This window comes from Colwellia psychrerythraea (assembly GCF_000764185.1).
GTDB lineage: Bacteria > Pseudomonadota > Gammaproteobacteria > Enterobacterales > Alteromonadaceae > Colwellia > Colwellia psychrerythraea_B.
Window position 1 is genome coordinate 53,823 of sequence record NZ_JQEC01000034.1, and the last position, 15,912, is coordinate 69,734.

The following is a 15,912-nucleotide window of genomic DNA, read 5'->3' on the forward strand; positions in this document are numbered from 1 at the left end:
TTCTTATTCGTTATGATCACTGCCAATCTCGAAATCGAAATTACTACTAAAGTAACTCGTCTCGATATCGAGATTACCTGTATGTATTTGTAACTACAATGTAACTAAGTACCTGTATTTAACGACTAAGTTATAGTTGGTATAACGATTGCTCTAACAAGACCATGAATTAATCATTGGTCTCTTTATGGATATTGTTCGCTCGAAGCAGAAGAAAAAAATTAATATTAAACGCTGGTTTTCTATTGCTGCTATCACGATTATTGCGTTTACCTTAATAATTAACCTTTCAGGTAATTCAGCAACATATCAGGTAGATAAATCAGAATTACTGCTTGCTCAAGTACAACGTGGCCAACTTAATATTAGTGTTCGTGGTGTTGGTGTGCTTGTACCTAAAGATATTCGCTGGGTAGCAACCAATGTTGACGGGCGAGTTGAACGTATTTTAATAAAAGCCGGCGCGAAGGTAAAAAAAGGCGATTTATTACTTGAATTATCTAACCCACAATTAATTCAGCAATTAGAAGAAACCAAGTGGCAATTAGAAGAAATGGTCGCTGAAACCAATGCACTAAACGTTTCGTTAGCTTCAGAGTTATTAGACCAAGAAGCCGCGGTCATTAATGAAAAACTGAATCATCAACGAGCATTACTGACCTTTAACGCCCAGAAAAAATTGTTAGACCAAGGCACAGTCGCGGTATCGCATATAGCCCATGAAGAAGTAAAAATAGATGTTGCGCAATACAAAGAGCGCTGGCAACTAGAAGTGAAACGTTTAAATAAAAAGCAAGAGAGTTTAACGGCACAAGCCAAGGCTTATCAAGCCAGACTTAATCGCATGCATAAAATTTATCAAAGAGCGCAGCAACAAGTTGAGTCTTTAAAAGTGCATGCCAGCATGGACAGTATTGTACAAGCTATGCCGATGGAGCTTGGCCAACGGGTCTTAATGGGTAGTAATCTTGCTCGATTAGCACGCAGTGGAGAGTTCATTGCTGAGCTACGTGTACCGGAAAAACAAATTAAAGATGTCGCGCTTGGTCAATCAGTAGTTGTTGATACCCGTAATAGTAAAATTGTTGGCATTGTGCAACGCATAGATCCCATTGTAAATAATGGCTCTGTGCAAGTAGACATTGAACTTATTGGTGATATGCCAAAAGATGCCCGTCCAGATCTCACCGTCAATGGTGTAATCGCCATTGCCAATATAGCAGATACTCTTTTTGTCAAACGACCAATGTTTGCTAGTGAACATAGTGAAGCTTTTGCTTACCTACTGGCGGAAGATGGTAGCCAAGCAGATAAAGTAAGCATTCACTTTGGGCAAACATCTACTCAATATATTCAAATAACCTCAGGCTTAGTCGCAGGAAATAATATTATTATTTCAGATATCTCAGCTTGGGAAAAACAACAAACCATTAACGTAAATTAGGAGGACGTGATGAAAAATAACAATATTACAAATACAATTAAAACAAATCATACGGACAATAACGGACAGGCATTAGTATTACTTAAAGACATCAAAAAAGTATTTTTTACTGATGATGTCGAGACCCATGCAATCAATGATATTAACCTCATCATTAATAAAGGTGAATACCTGTCTATTACCGGTCCATCAGGGTGTGGAAAGTCTACCTTGTTATCATTATTGGGTTTATTAGATACTTCCAGCAGTGGTAGTTATACCTTAGCTGGCCATGATGTTTCTGATTTAAATCGAGATGAACGCTCTGCAATTAGAAATAAAGAAATAGGTTTTATCTTTCAAGCTTTTAACTTAATTAGTGATTTAACTGTGGCCGAAAATGTCGAGTTACCGCTAACTTATCGTAGTGATATTAATAGCGAACAGCGGGCAAAAATGGTGAAATCAGCGTTAGAAAAAGTAGATATGTTACATCGAGCTCATCATTTCCCTTCACAACTTTCTGGTGGTCAGCAGCAACGTGTAGCCGTAGCGCGCGCTATCTCAGCAAAGCCAGCCATCATCTTGGCGGATGAACCGACCGGTAATTTAGACTCAAAAAATGCGCAAATCGTTATGGCGTTATTGGATCAATTACATCAAGAAGGCGCAACTATTTGTATGGTGACTCATGATCCTCGTTCGGCTGCACGGGCTGAACGTATGATAGAGGTATTTGATGGCAAGATAGTTGCTGATCAACGCACCGAAACACCTACAGCCATTGCTGTGTAATGACCTAGCGCTAGTCATAACGCTATAATTTAGAATGAGGATTTTCAGGTGTCTATAACTCTTGATATAAAATATGCAGCTAGACTGCTCCATAAAAAACCAGTTTTTACTGCCCTTACCATTTTTATTGTTGCCATTGGTTTGGGACTAACTCTTTACACCTATTCATTATTGAGTAACTTGGTGTTTAAGCCTTTATTATTGAATAAAGATACACCGATAATTTCCATCGAAGCTGAATTTAATCAAAGTCATTTGTTTAGAATTGGTATTGATCCTCATGATCTATTAACCATAAGAAATGAGATGGATTCAATTGATGAACTCGGTGTTTATCAGGAAAGAACATCACTCATTGGCAATACACAGAATAACTCAGTGACTCGTAAATATAATTCGGTAAATATTGAATGGAATGTATTCGACTTTGCCGGTGTGAAACCTATTATGGGACGAGGCCTAAAAGCTGAAGATCATTTTGAAGGTGCTGAACCCGTGATTGTTTTGGGCTATGATATTTGGCAACATTACTTTATGGCAGAAGAGGATATTGTTGGTTCTGTTGTCTTAGCTGACGCCATACCGACACGTGTCGTAGGCATCATGCCACAAGGTTTTGCTTTTCCAATGACTGCGCAAGCCTGGTTACCGATAAAGCAAGAATTGTTATCACCCACCGATTGGTCGCGTGATGGATTATTTGCTTACGCAAGATTGAAAAAAGAAGTGCCATTTGAGGTGTTTCAACAAGAGTTAGCATTACTCAATAAAAAAGTAGTCAAAAGTTTACCTGATAATGTGCGCTGGCGTATGGATGACTTCGAGGGCTACTTAAGAGCGGTTCCTTATAAAAAAGCCAATATTACTCAGTTTTATTCTATTTTTATCACCATGGCGGTAGTGGTGTTGCTTATTTTATTACTCGCTTGTATTAATGTTGGTAATTTATTATTGGCGCGAGTGAATGAAAGGTTTAAAGAAGTTGCCATACGTGTCGCTTTGGGTGTACCGCGTAATCGATTGATATTACAAATGTTGCTTGAGAGTATTTTTATCTGCACAGTTGGCGGTTTCTTGTCCGTACTCATTGCAGGTTGGGGCTTAGAGTTAAGTAATACCGTTTTTGAACAAATGTATATGGCTACTGAGCAGAAACCGTTTTGGTGGCAGGTGAGCTTAGACGCAGATGCTATTCTTTTATTGATTGCTTCTGTTATAGCGATGATTGCTATTACTGGGTTTATTCCAGCATGGCGGGCATTATCAGGTGATTTTAATGCGGTATTGAGAGATGGCACTCGTGGCTCGCAGGGTAAAAAAGCTGCTCGAGCTAGCCAAATTTTGGTAATCAGTGAAATATTATTATCGTGTGTGGTTCTTGTTATCGCCACCATTTTGTTATCGACCAGTTATTCTGCAGGGCAAGCTGACTACGGTGTTGATACCAACAACAGAATCACCGCAACAATAGAGTTGCCTGTAGTTGATTATCCCATTCGAGAAGAGGGAGAGTTTGAATTAGCAGATACCCTTAAAAGAACCGCATTTTATTATCAATTAAAAGATAGCTTAGAGCAGATGCCAAATATTGAGGGTGTGGCTTTTATGAGCCAATTACCTGGTACTGGTGCAGGGGCTAGTTACTTTGAAATCGAAGGGCGCGTTGCTGCAGTTTATAACGAAAACCCTTATTCCAATAATGAAGTGGTTTCTCGCGATGCTTGGCAAGCCATAGGTATGAGAGTTATTCAGGGGCGAGACTTCAGCCTTGATGATATCAGCGCAGAAGTTGATACCATTATCATAAATGAATCAATATCTAATGACTTCTTTCCTGATGGTGACGCCATTGGCCAACGTGTTCGTCGTGCTTTTAGAAATCCTGATCCAGATAGAGAGGGCGGTTGGCAGACTATCGTTGGGGTTGTTTCTGATACCTATCATGGTTCAGCAATGCGTACTTCCAGTGAGCAATATAGCTCTTACTTTATGTTAGATCATATTGGTTATAGCAGCATTGATGTAGCGATTCACTATAATGGCTCACAAGCTGAGGCTGAAAAATCATTACAACACGCGATTAATCAAGTGAACAATAATGCTACCGTATATAACATTCAAAGTTATGATGAATTAATCTCACAGCCGATGATTTTAGTGTCAGCCATTTCAAAAGTGTTTTTATTATGTGGTGTTATTGCGGTATTTTTAGCCGCTAGTGGCATTTATGCTGTGGCAGCTAATAGTATTAGTCAGCGTACCCAAGAAATTGGTGTACGCAGAGCACTGGGTGCTAGCGATAGTAAAGTCATGCAATTATTTATGAAAAAGGCACTTTGGCAATTAATTATTGGCTTGAGTATCGGCATTACTTTATCACTTTGGGTGGTCAATCAAATGACAGATACCATGGTGATAAACCAAGCAAGTTATCTTGTAGGTTTAATTGCGATACCTTTGTTAATCATCATTATAGTGCTTGTTGCTACCTATGTGCCGACCCGAAAAGTGGTATTAATGGAGCCAAGTGATGCTCTGCATCATGATTAGCTAACCCTAGTTAACATTGAGTTAGAGTTAACTAAAACTCATTTTTAGCAGAATAGCAGGTAATACTTTGATAATATTACCTGCTATTTGAGCCTTTACCTCACGCGACTGAAATGGATAACATGACCTCAGCTATTGCTTCACCTACTCTTTCAAGTAAATCTTCACCTTCAATTCTGATTGCTGATGATGATCCGCGTATTCTCACCACGTTAAAGCTGTTATTAAAGTCACAAAATTACCAAGTAGTCGCGGTTAGTTCACCGGCTGAATTGTTAACTGTATTGGCAAGACGTAGCTTTTGTGTGGCATTAATTGATTTAAATTATCAAGATGATACCACCTCGGGCAAAGAAGGCTTGGCACTAGTCGCGAAAATACGAGAGCTTGATGAATACATGCCTATTGTGGTTATGACAGGTTACAGCAGTGTTGATATTGCTGTGGAAGCGATGAAGCAAGGTGCCGCAGATTTTGTGCAAAAACCGTGGAAAAATGAGCGACTATTAAATATTTTACAGGCTCAAGTACATATTCAGGCAATGGCTAAAAAAGGCCAGAAACTCACCCAAGAAAATGCCTTGCTCAAAGCACAAAATAGCCATGATAGCGAAAATATTGTCGCAGAATCGATCGTTATGCAACAACTGCTGGCGCAATTAGCAAAGCTAGCAAAGAGTGATATGAACATTTTATTTACGGGTGAAAATGGGACCGGTAAAAGTATGTTTGCTGGCTACCTACACCAATGCTCGCAGCGTCATCAACAGAGTTTAATTTCAGTGAATATGGGAGCTATAACCGATAATCTTTTTGAAAGTGAGATGTTTGGTCATGTTAAAGGTGCTTTCACTGATGCCAAAGAAACTCGTATCGGACGTTTTGAATTGGCAGAGGGCGGCACCATTTTCCTTGATGAGATAGCCAATATACCCTTGTCCCAACAGGCAAAGCTACTTAGGGTTTTGGAAGAAAAGCAATTTGAGAAAGTGGGTAGCGCTAAAACCCAGCAAGTAGACGTGCGCTTAGTTTCAGCTACCAATGCTTCATTAGCGGAACTGATCAGCCAAGGAAAATTTAGGCAAGATTTACTTTATCGCATAAATACTATTGAAATTCATATTCCAGCACTACGAGATCGTGTTGCCGATATACTGCCTTTAGCTGAGTATTTCTTAATACAGTTTGCCAGTAAGTATGGCTTGGCAAGTCCGCAACTTTGCCCACAGGCCTCAACTGTTTTGCAGAATTATCAGTGGCCGGGTAATATTCGAGAATTAAGCCATATGATGGAGCGGGCCATTTTTCTCAGTCAGGAGCAAGTAATTACCGCTGCAGACCTTGGTCTTACACCAGAAGTAACAGTTGATGGCACTAGTTTTGTTAATAATGGTATTGATAGTGACACCGATACCTTAGAGAAAATAGAAAGGCAAATTATAGTTGATAGATTGGCACGCTTTGATAATAACGGTCATGAGACCGCAGAATCTTTAGGTTTAAGCCGCAGTTCTTATTATCGACGTTTAGAAAAACATAAACTGTAAACAAGGACATTTCGGATCATTATTATGCTGATAACTAATGCGGGAATACGTAAGGTGAAGAGAGCTAAGTTGCTGGGCACTTATGATGAATTTTAATAAAATGCCAAGTAAAATGTCATTCGAAAACCAATTGTTACGTATCGCTTTATTTGTTGGTCTATTACCAACAACGTTTTTATTTTATGCTTTGTATAGCCATGAATTATCGATATTTTTAAAAATCATATTGATGTTCTTACTCTTGGTCGCTGTCATCCATGGTGCATTTTTAATTCGCCAAAAAGTAGTCTCTCAATTAAGAACTTCGACTAACTTAATCACAGCTATGCAAGCGGGTGATCACTCTATCAGAGCAAACCACTTTGAAGGTGAGGGGGCATTAAAAGAATTCAATATTGTCTTTAATGATTTATCTACATCGCTAGCGACACAAGAATTGGTTAGTAAAGAACAACAAGTTTTATTAGATATAGTGATTAAACAAATAGATGTCGCTATAGTCGCGGTGAATAAAAGCAGTAAGATTATTTTGATGAACCCTGCGGCTGAAAAACTATTCTCCTGTCGGTTTGATGAAGTTGCTGGTTGGCCGATTAGCACCTTAGGTTTACAAGATGTTTTAACGCATGAGAGCCGTCAAGTTATTGAGTTTGAAATAGAAAATCATAAGAAAAAAGTGTTTATTCACACCGATGAATATTTTGAGCAGGGTAATAGACACAAATTGATCTTCATAACCGATATTCAAAAATTATTACATGAAGAAGAGCGGCAAGCTTGGCAGAAGTTATTACGGGTACTGAGTCACGAAATAAATAACTCTTTAACGCCTATTGCTTCGTTAAGCGATACTCTTATTCGTTTGATAGTAAATCATAAAAAAACCTTAACCGAGCAAGTAGCATTAGTTCAAGCAGTAACAAAGCAAAGCAGCTCAGCAAACAATACCTTTGTAAATAACACCTCTATAAACAACACCGAGCTGTTTGACGATTTAGAGGAAGGTTTAGCGGTTATCGCTGAGCGAGCGCAATCACTTAATGAGTTCCTCTTACGCTATCAGGAGTTTAGTTGCCTACCTAAACCTGAAAAAACTCTTTTTAAATTAGCTGATTTGTTAAAATCGATGTTGTTACTGTTTGATGATTTTAATATTCGCCTTTCAGGTCAATCCTTGATTATTTACGGTGATGAAAAACAACTACAACAAGTGCTGGTTAACTTAATAAAAAATGCTCAACAAGCCATGTTGAATAACAAAAAGGGCATTATTAATATTGATTGGCAGCAAAAAGATGGCATGGTAGAAATTAATATCAGCGATCAAGGTACAGGTATCAATAACAGCGATAATATTTTTGTGCCTTTTTATACCACTAAAACTGATGGCTGTGGCATAGGTTTGGTGTTTAGCCGGCAAATTATAGTGAACCATGGTGGCAACTTAACTTTAAGTAACAGAGATGATTGCCAAGGTGCAGTGGCCAGCATTATTTTACCCATGCATGACAATATTTAATGTTACTAATCAGCACAAGCAACACCCACAAGGCACTACTTTCTAATGTATTGAATTTATGAGATATTAAATTTTATCAATAATGGTTGTTGAGTGACTTTTGTTAAAAATTCACATGAATGACCATCAAATCAATGTTAAATTTTCAGATCACAATGGGAAAATTCATGCTTAAAAAAACTATTCACTTATTTTTGCTAATCATTTTACTTACAGCGCAAGGCAGCTTAGCAGCGGCTTTATCTATTGGCGAAAGGTTAAAAATCAATTCAACTTATTTAAATGAAGAACGTGAAATTCAAGTTTTATTACCAGAGAGCTACCACAGCAATAAAGAAGCTAATTATCCGGTTATTTACCTTTTGGATGGTGATTATAACTTTCACGGTGTATCAGGCATGTTGGATTTTTTATCAAATAAAGCACAATTAATTCCAGATGTTATTCTGGTGGGCATTGCCGATAAAGGTACAGATGTATATCGCCAATATATGACCCCTGCAGCATTAACAGCCCCTTTTAAGAAAGAAGATGCTGGTAAAGCCGAACTATTTTTAACGTTTTTAGAGAAAGAGCTGAAGCCTTATATCAATAATCATTACCGAGCAGCCAACAACTCAATACTATTTGGTGGCTCAATCGGTGGCTTATTTGTTTTAAACGCGCTGTTTGAATCACCTAATGCTTTTGAACACTTTGTCTCTAATAGTCCTTCAGTTTGGTTAAATGATCATGGGATTATGGCAAAAGCAAATAGTTTTGTTGGCGAAAGTGAGCATAAACCAACGTCATTATACCTATCATTAGGCGATGAAGAGAGGCAAGGGGTATACGGTGTTTTACAATTATTAGATGAAAAGCAACCCAAAAACATTGATTGGCAGTTTTCACATTACCCGGATGAAAATCACAACTCTGTAGGCTTAGTTGCACTGCGAGCTGATTTAAAAAAAATATTCAAGACATGGCATATTTCCGATAAAAAATTAGAGAGTTCAATAACGCCTGAACAAATTCTAGCGCATTACCAAAAACTCTCTGCAAAGTTAGCTATTAACCAACCGATACCAACATCAAGTATAAAGTCTGCAATTCGTTCTTTTTATCGACAAAAAAAGGTAGGTGATATTCCGTCATTTATGGCTAAAATGAAAAAAATTCTACCCACCTCAGAACAAGCTTTTATCATGATGCAGGCTAGTTATATTGGATATTTTGATTCACCACAATCGGCATTAAAAGTGTTGTTAGAGGCTGAGAGTCGTTTTGAATATTCAGTTGAATATATAAAAAGTATTGCTGTTATCTATATGCAGTTAAATAACACTGACATGGCGATAAATTATTATACCAAGGCATTAAAATTGGCAAAGTTGTATAACGCGAATCAATGGCAAATAAATATCATAGAAGCCAAACTATTAGAGCTCAAAGCTTAATATTAAATATATTAAATATCTGAGATGAATTTACAGGGTAACCCATAGTTCGCTTGATTAGTGAGCTATGTTCATTTTCAAATAATTCTGCTAGAATGCGCCTCCTGAAAAAAGCGTGATCAATATTACGCTTCTTCTTTATTTAAAAATTTAATCTATAGCACTGGATTTACGTTCCAGCTAGTTCAATGGAGAGACCATGAGTTCATCAGAAAAAAAAGCATCACCAATTACCTCAAAGAAATCGTCAACTAATACTATTACAATTTGCGCCTTATATAAGTTCGTACGTTTAGATATGTTTAAGACATTGCGCGAGCCATTATCAAATAAAATGGTCAGTGTAGACGTTAAAGGTACGTTATTATTAGCGGCAGAAGGTATCAATGGTACTATTGCCGGACCTCAAGCAGGTATTGATGCAGTGCTAGCTTTCCTTGGAGAACAGCCGGGTTTAGATAATATCGTTCATAAAGAGTCTTATAGCGAAGAAAACCCATTTCACCGCACTAAAGTGAAATTGAAAACAGAAATAGTTACTATGGGGGTTGAAGGTATTGACCCGAACCAAGTAGTAGGTACTTACGTAAAACCAAAAGATTGGAATGCCTTAATTTCTGATCCTGACGTCGTTTTAGTCGATACTCGCAATGATTACGAAATTGAAATTGGTACGTTTAAAAATGCTATTAATCCGAACACAGAAACATTTCGTGAATTTCCTGAATATGTCGAAAAAAACCTAGACAAAAACAAGCACAAGAAAGTAGCTATGTATTGTACCGGTGGTATTCGCTGTGAAAAATCTACGGCATACCTTAAAGAACAAGGTTTTGAAGAGGTTTATCACCTTGAAGGTGGCATCTTAAAATACCTTGAAGAAGTACCAAGTAACGAGACTATGTGGGAAGGTGAATGTTTTGTTTTTGATGGTCGTGTTGCGGTTAATCATGAATTAGAGCAGGGGCAATATGATCAATGTTTTGCTTGTCGTTTCCCATTAACTGAAGCGGAAAAAGAAAGTGAGCATTACGTTAAAGGCGTAAGTTGTCATCGTTGTCATGACAAGGTTACTGAAGCACAGCGAAATCGTTATGCGGAACGTCAACGTCAAATTTCCTTAGCGGAGCAGCGTGGAGAATCACACATAGGTGGCGACATTCAAAATATTATTGAAGAACGCCGCCAAGAAAAAAATGACAAAAAGGCCAAACAAGCGAGTAAATAAAGCAGACTGCTTTTGTTAATCTTCAGATAAAAACCATATCAGCTTGATGTTTATAAAGTACAAGCTGATGTATACCCAAGCAACCTCAAGATGCAGCTGGAATTAGAAACGCCTTTAGGCAAGGCATTAATTGAAGAGAATGGTTATTCCCTTGTCGAAATCAATAACGATGGATAAAGCGCTTCTAAACCAGCCCTTCGGGGACGCCTGAGAAAATCACGTTCATCGTTGCGTAGTTCATTAAGGGAACAAACCATTAATAAAATACACGCCTTGATCATGAATCGTTCAGGCGTCCTGAAACGAGCATCTTGAAGTAGCTTGGGTATATATCATACAAAATCTCATTTCCTCGCTTCTTGCGCTAAGAAGTTGATTGCAGTTTCTAATGCAGGATCAGCTCCCTCTTTACCCCAATCAGCAGACGTTAGTTTTATTGTCGCTTGAAAGTCTTCGCGGTACGTACCATTTACGTGAAACATACGTTCAAATGCCAGATCAACCACAGTGTTGCTGTGCTCTAAAGTTACGTTTTTAATACCACCTAATAGGTCTGCGGCTGGTGCGCCAATGATTGCTTTTGCACCCAAGACATCTAAGCCAATCATCATGCCTTCACCAATACTGCCAGTCCAGCGGCCGACCAAAACCACGAACGGTTTGCTGTAATAAGGGCTACTCGGTTCAGCGGTTGCACTTTCCATTTCAGCTTGCTGAAAATTAATGCCATTTCGCTGGCGTTGATATAATTGGTAGGTGGTTTCTTGGTCAACAAAGTGCCCAAGAATCGGCTCAGCTACACCAGTATTTCCTCCACTTGGTATATTTCTTAAATCGAGTATTAAGCCTTGAGTATTTATCAACTGCTCAATAGCATTTTCAAAAGCATCTACCGTATCGGTATTTCCTAACGAATTGTTAAAACGTATATAACCCAAGTTATCAATCTTCTTAAAGGATAACGTTGGATCACTATAGCTTCGTATTACTTCATCATAAGTAGCTGCTAGTTGGTAAGTATGTAGCTTATTATCCATGCTAACGGTAATTACTCTTGGCTGATTTCTTATGCCGCCTAAAGCAATATTCAACCCCCACACTTTTTGTTTTGTTGATAGCCCTGTACTAATACCACCAAACACTTTACTAATAGCGGCTTCAGCGGTTAAGCCATCAACAGATATTATTTCACTGTTCACTGCCATGCCGGATTTATTTGCAGCGCTAGCCGTTTTTATATCGACAATAAAGTACTTTCCATCTTTAGCTTCAACCCAGATATCAGCGCCTGTCGGTGTTACGCTATAGCCCTTTTTACTATTCGGGTAGATGCTTAAATGTGGGTCACGAAAATATCGCATAAATACTTGGACTACGTTAACGAAATCACTTTCTGTAGTCGTTAATAATGCTTTTGCTTTGTATTGAGCTATTAACGTATCAACCTCGACACCTGCAGTATCACGATAAGCATAATCTTGGTTAAAAACTTGCTCAAACTCTTGCCAGGCTAGAGTAGCATTGAAATTTTCGGGCGCACTGTTACAGGAAAATAAAGTAAAGGAGAGTAATAAGGTTAAAATAATATGCTTCATATAATGTCTTTTTTGTTGTTAGTTAGGTTAATAAATAAGATAAGTTTTATCGGTTAGGAATGAGCAGAAGATTGTTTTTCAATCTTTTATTTTACTTCTTGGTGATACTTTGGAAATTCTTTAAATAGACGTTCAGTAAGTGATTGCATACCTAGAGCAGCCTCCATTAATTTCAAAGCATCCTCTAGATCGATGCCTACCTCTTGCCACAATTTAGAATAAACTTGTTCAAAATCAATCATTATTGCGACTATACGGTCTGCTTCGGTTTTAGCTGATTCAGCAATATCGTATATGCGACGGCGAGAGTCATTATTATCAATGAGGGAAATAAAGAAACCCTCTTTGATACTTGGCTTTAAGCGGCTTTCAATGAGTTGCCTTGAAAGACCTATATGTTCAGACAGCTCGGTAGACGAAAGAGCTCCTTTAGCCTGAATAGCTAGGACAATCGAAATTCGACTAGCAGGTAAACTAATACCTAAACGTTGAAAAACTTCGCTGCCTTGGCTGCTGATAAGTTCACTGGCACGAAACAAAATGGCGCCAAATTGTGGGCTGCGTAATACTGACAAAGAACACTCCAAAACTTATAATTATTTACGAAAATATTTATGCAATACTTTGCGCAATTTTTTGCGTAATGTCAATGCCCTTTTTAACTAATCGCTTTAATTGTGATTTTCCATCTGTTAAATCCCAATAAAAATTACAACGCTTAGGTTGATTTGCTTGTATAGACCTTTTATTCTTGATGCGTTATTAAATTGTAGTTGGCAGGCATTATTGTGCTAATTACCCCACGTTAAATGAGAACGATAATGAAAAAAATATTTACCCTTGTCGCTTTATCGCTGGCGGCAACTTTATCTGCGCATGCGCAAAGCGGTAATCAGGATTTTACCGTAGAAAAGCTAAACCAATTGAATCAATTACATGATGTGAATGTCTCTCCACAGGGAGATTCAATCATTTATGGCTTAAAAAAAAATGCTAGTGATAATCACCTTTACCAACAAGACCTTAAAACCGGTAAAGTCAGCCAACTTACCAATCATAAGAAAGGTGAAAGTAATGTCGTTTGGGCTGACGATGGTCAGTCGGTATATTTCCTCTCTGCACGCACTGGTAGCAGCCAAATTTGGCAAAAGGCTTTAAACGAAAATAAAGCTAAACAAATATCTGACTTTCCAGTAGACGTTAATGCTTTCAAATTGTCTAAAAATGGCCAATTATTTTCTTTGTCGTTTACCGTAAAACCGGGTTGTGATGATTTAGCTTGTACTGTTGCTGCTAAAAAAACTGACAAAGAAAAGAAATATAATATCCGTGCTTATGACCAACTAATGGTGCGCCACTGGGATGTTTGGGCAACAGATTATAAAGAACATTTATTTGTTGGTCATCTAAGTAAAGACGGACAACTTAAAAACGTAAAAGATATTATGCCAAACTGGCAAAGTGACTTTGCTGGTATGGGGCAAGTAACAATTCACCCGAATGCCACCTCGTTAGCATTCTCAGCTAAAGACTCTTCGAGTAAAGCAGCAGCTAAAAATCATGCTTGGACAACTAACTTTGATATTTTTGAGGTTGCGATTTCTACAGGGCAAACAGCTTTTAACTTAAAAAATATTACTGAAAATAATAAAGCTTGGGATGCCAATCCCGTTTATTCTTCAAATGGCCGTTTTTTAGCGTATAAAGCGATGAAAACGCCAGGTTATGAAGCAGATAAATTTACTTTACAGTTACGTGATAACAGAACGGGAAAAACCCGAGCTGTCGCCAGTACTTGGGATCGCTCAATTAATAGCTTAGCTTTTTCTCCAGATAATAAGTCTTTGTATGTTGTTGCACAGGATGTTGGTCAAAAGAGCATTTTCTCTATTACTCCTGAGTTTGATGAAGTACGCAAAATTTATAATGTTGGTAGTAATGGTGATATTACCAGTTACGGTAATAAAATTTACTTTACTCGTCACACCCTGAATTCACCAAAAGACATCTTCACTATTGATGATCTTGGTGATCAGTTAAAACAATTAACTGCTATTAATAAAGATAAATTAGCTGGTGTTAAGTTTGCTGATTATAAACAATTTAACTTTAAAGGTTGGAATGATGAGATTGTACACGGTTATTGGTTAAAACCGGCTAACTTTCAGGAAGGCAAACAATATCCTATCGCATTTTTAGTGCACGGTGGTCCACAAGGTAGTTTTGGTAATATGTTTCATTACCGCTGGAATGCACAATTATGGGCAGCTCAGGGTTATGGCGTAGTGATGGTCGACTTCCATGGCTCTACCGGTTACGGACAAGAATTTACCCATTCAATCAGTCGTGATTGGGGTGGAAAACCACTTGAAGATTTACAAAAAGGTTTAGAATTTATCGTAAAAGATCAGCCTTGGTTAGATAGAGAAAATGCTTGTGCATTAGGTGCATCGTACGGCGGTTATATGATGAACTGGATTGCGGGCAACTGGCCAACAGGTTTTAAATGTCTGATTAATCACGCAGGTCTATATGATATGCCAAGCTTTTACCAATCAACTGAAGAGTTGTGGTTCCCAGAATACGATATGGGTGGCCCTTCTTGGGGTAAAGAAAGTGGCAACGCTAAAGGTAAGGTAAGTATTGATTATTCGAAGTTTAACCCTGCTGCTTACGTGAATAACTGGCAAACACCTATGTTAGTGATTCAAGGTGAATTAGATTACCGCGTACCGTACGCGCAAAGTTTAGGTGCCTTTACGACACTACAGCGTAAAGGTATTGATAGTCGTTTAGTGATGTTTCCAGATGAAGATCACCATATTCGTAAACCTGATAATTTAGTGGTTTGGTATGATGAAGTATTCAAATGGTTAGAAAAATATACTAAGAAATAATAGCATAATGCTCATGGCAAAAAAGGCAGATTAACCTAGGTTAATCTGCCTTTTTTTGATAACTGTTTTACCTTTTATTGATAAAATTCTGCTGTGGGTTTGAATAAAAAATAATGATGAAGGTTTATTTAACTGTAGATTTTTTAAGATATTTAGCGTGATTTTCCATCCTGATTTTTTCAATACTACCGTCAGTTATCGCTGTTGCTAAAACTTGAGACAACTCACCCGCGAAACGTTTAATTTGTGACTGTCTGGAAATAGCAATATAGCTGTTTATGGGTTTGTTATATTGATAATCAGCCATGGAAAATTTATTTTGGTACTCAGCCGATAACAAGGGTAATACTGTTTCTTCTCTCTCTAAGAAAGTGTCTATGCGGCCTTTTAGCAACATTTTAACCATTTGTTTCCTTGAGGTGAGTTCCACTTTTCTGATTGTCTGGCTTTTATCAAATAAAGGAAAATACATCGCGCCTCGTAATGTACCCACCAGTAAAGGCCTAAGATCACTAAAGCTATTTATTGATAAGTTTTTTTCTTTCAGCGTAAAAAAACGCAATGGCTGATGTTGAAGTAAATAAGGGGGTTGAAGAAAGATAAAATATTTTTCTCTTGCTGATGATTTACTTAAGCCTAAGATCATATCCGCCTGTCCTTGTCTAACCATAGTTAAACAACGTACGGGAGGACATTGGATAAAAACAGGTTTTAGGTTAATGGCGCTAGAAAGTAGGTTAATAATGTCAATGTTTTCACCCACTAATTTGTTTGCTACCAAATCAACATAAGGCGGCTCAAGAAACACTGCGACATTTAACTTCTGTGTTGTGGCAAAAGCAGAGTTAAATAAAAGAGTAATTAAAAAACTGTATAAAAAGTAATTCATATTAACTTAACGGGTAAATGAAAAAATAAG

At 37.8% G+C, this 15,912-nt stretch carries 11 protein-coding genes; 8 read left to right on the forward strand and 3 right to left on the reverse strand.

The annotated features are described in order from the left end of the window. Positions 1-187 precede the first annotated feature (187 nt). The 7 genes from GAB14E_RS10385 (at position 188) to trhO (ending at position 10,501) form a co-directional block, all read left to right on the forward strand. Positions 188-1,444, forward strand: coding sequence for an efflux RND transporter periplasmic adaptor subunit (locus GAB14E_RS10385; protein WP_033082605.1), 1,257 nt, complete (start codon positions 188-190; stop codon positions 1,442-1,444). 9 nt (positions 1,445-1,453) lie between these two features. After that, on the forward strand, positions 1,454-2,218 hold the full coding sequence (locus tag GAB14E_RS10380; RefSeq protein ID WP_052093720.1) for an ABC transporter ATP-binding protein: 765 nt from the start codon (positions 1,454-1,456) through the stop codon (positions 2,216-2,218). A 48-nt stretch (positions 2,219-2,266) separates the two neighbouring features. Beyond that, on the forward strand, positions 2,267-4,768 hold the full coding sequence (locus GAB14E_RS10375; RefSeq protein ID WP_033082606.1) for an FtsX-like permease family protein: 2,502 nt from the start codon (positions 2,267-2,269) through the stop codon (positions 4,766-4,768). Between the two features lie 113 nt (positions 4,769-4,881). After that, positions 4,882-6,315: a sigma-54-dependent transcriptional regulator gene (locus GAB14E_RS10370; RefSeq protein WP_052093721.1), complete on the forward strand. Its 1,434-nt coding sequence runs from the start codon at positions 4,882-4,884 to the stop codon at positions 6,313-6,315. 82 nt (positions 6,316-6,397) lie between these two features. After that, positions 6,398-7,834, forward strand: a complete 1,437-nt coding sequence (locus GAB14E_RS10365; RefSeq protein ID WP_231562048.1) for a sensor histidine kinase — start codon at positions 6,398-6,400, stop codon at positions 7,832-7,834. Between the two features lie 167 nt (positions 7,835-8,001). Beyond that, the gene (locus tag GAB14E_RS10360; RefSeq protein WP_033082608.1) at positions 8,002-9,273 is read left to right on the forward strand and encodes an alpha/beta hydrolase-fold protein; all 1,272 of its coding nucleotides are present in this window, start codon (positions 8,002-8,004) and stop codon (positions 9,271-9,273) included. 199 nt (positions 9,274-9,472) lie between these two features. After that, positions 9,473-10,501, forward strand: a complete 1,029-nt coding sequence (gene trhO / locus GAB14E_RS10355; protein WP_033082609.1) for an oxygen-dependent tRNA uridine(34) hydroxylase TrhO — start codon at positions 9,473-9,475, stop codon at positions 10,499-10,501. A gap of 344 nt (positions 10,502-10,845) precedes the next feature. Here trhO and GAB14E_RS10350 read toward each other — a convergent pair whose 3' ends face one another. Both GAB14E_RS10350 and GAB14E_RS10345 read right to left on the reverse strand, forming a co-directional pair. Continuing rightward, positions 10,846-12,096, reverse strand: a complete 1,251-nt coding sequence (locus GAB14E_RS10350; protein ID WP_033082610.1) for a S41 family peptidase — start codon at positions 12,094-12,096, stop codon at positions 10,846-10,848. An 86-nt stretch (positions 12,097-12,182) separates the two neighbouring features. Next, complete coding sequence (locus tag GAB14E_RS10345; RefSeq protein ID WP_033082611.1) at positions 12,183-12,671, reverse strand: MarR family winged helix-turn-helix transcriptional regulator; 489 nt, start codon at positions 12,669-12,671, stop codon at positions 12,183-12,185. A gap of 246 nt (positions 12,672-12,917) precedes the next feature. On the opposite strand from GAB14E_RS10345, the gene GAB14E_RS10340 reads away from it, so the two are divergent. Continuing rightward, positions 12,918-14,993 carry a S9 family peptidase gene (locus GAB14E_RS10340; RefSeq protein WP_033082612.1) on the forward strand — a complete coding sequence of 692 codons (2,076 nt, stop codon included), beginning with the start codon at positions 12,918-12,920 and terminating at the stop codon, positions 14,991-14,993. Positions 14,994-15,117: 124 nt separating this feature from the next. Here the strand turns inward: GAB14E_RS10340 and GAB14E_RS10335 are convergent, their stop codons facing one another. Then, positions 15,118-15,882 carry a substrate-binding periplasmic protein gene (locus GAB14E_RS10335; RefSeq protein ID WP_033082613.1) on the reverse strand — a complete coding sequence of 255 codons (765 nt, stop codon included), beginning with the start codon at positions 15,880-15,882 and terminating at the stop codon, positions 15,118-15,120. Positions 15,883-15,912 lie beyond the last annotated feature (30 nt).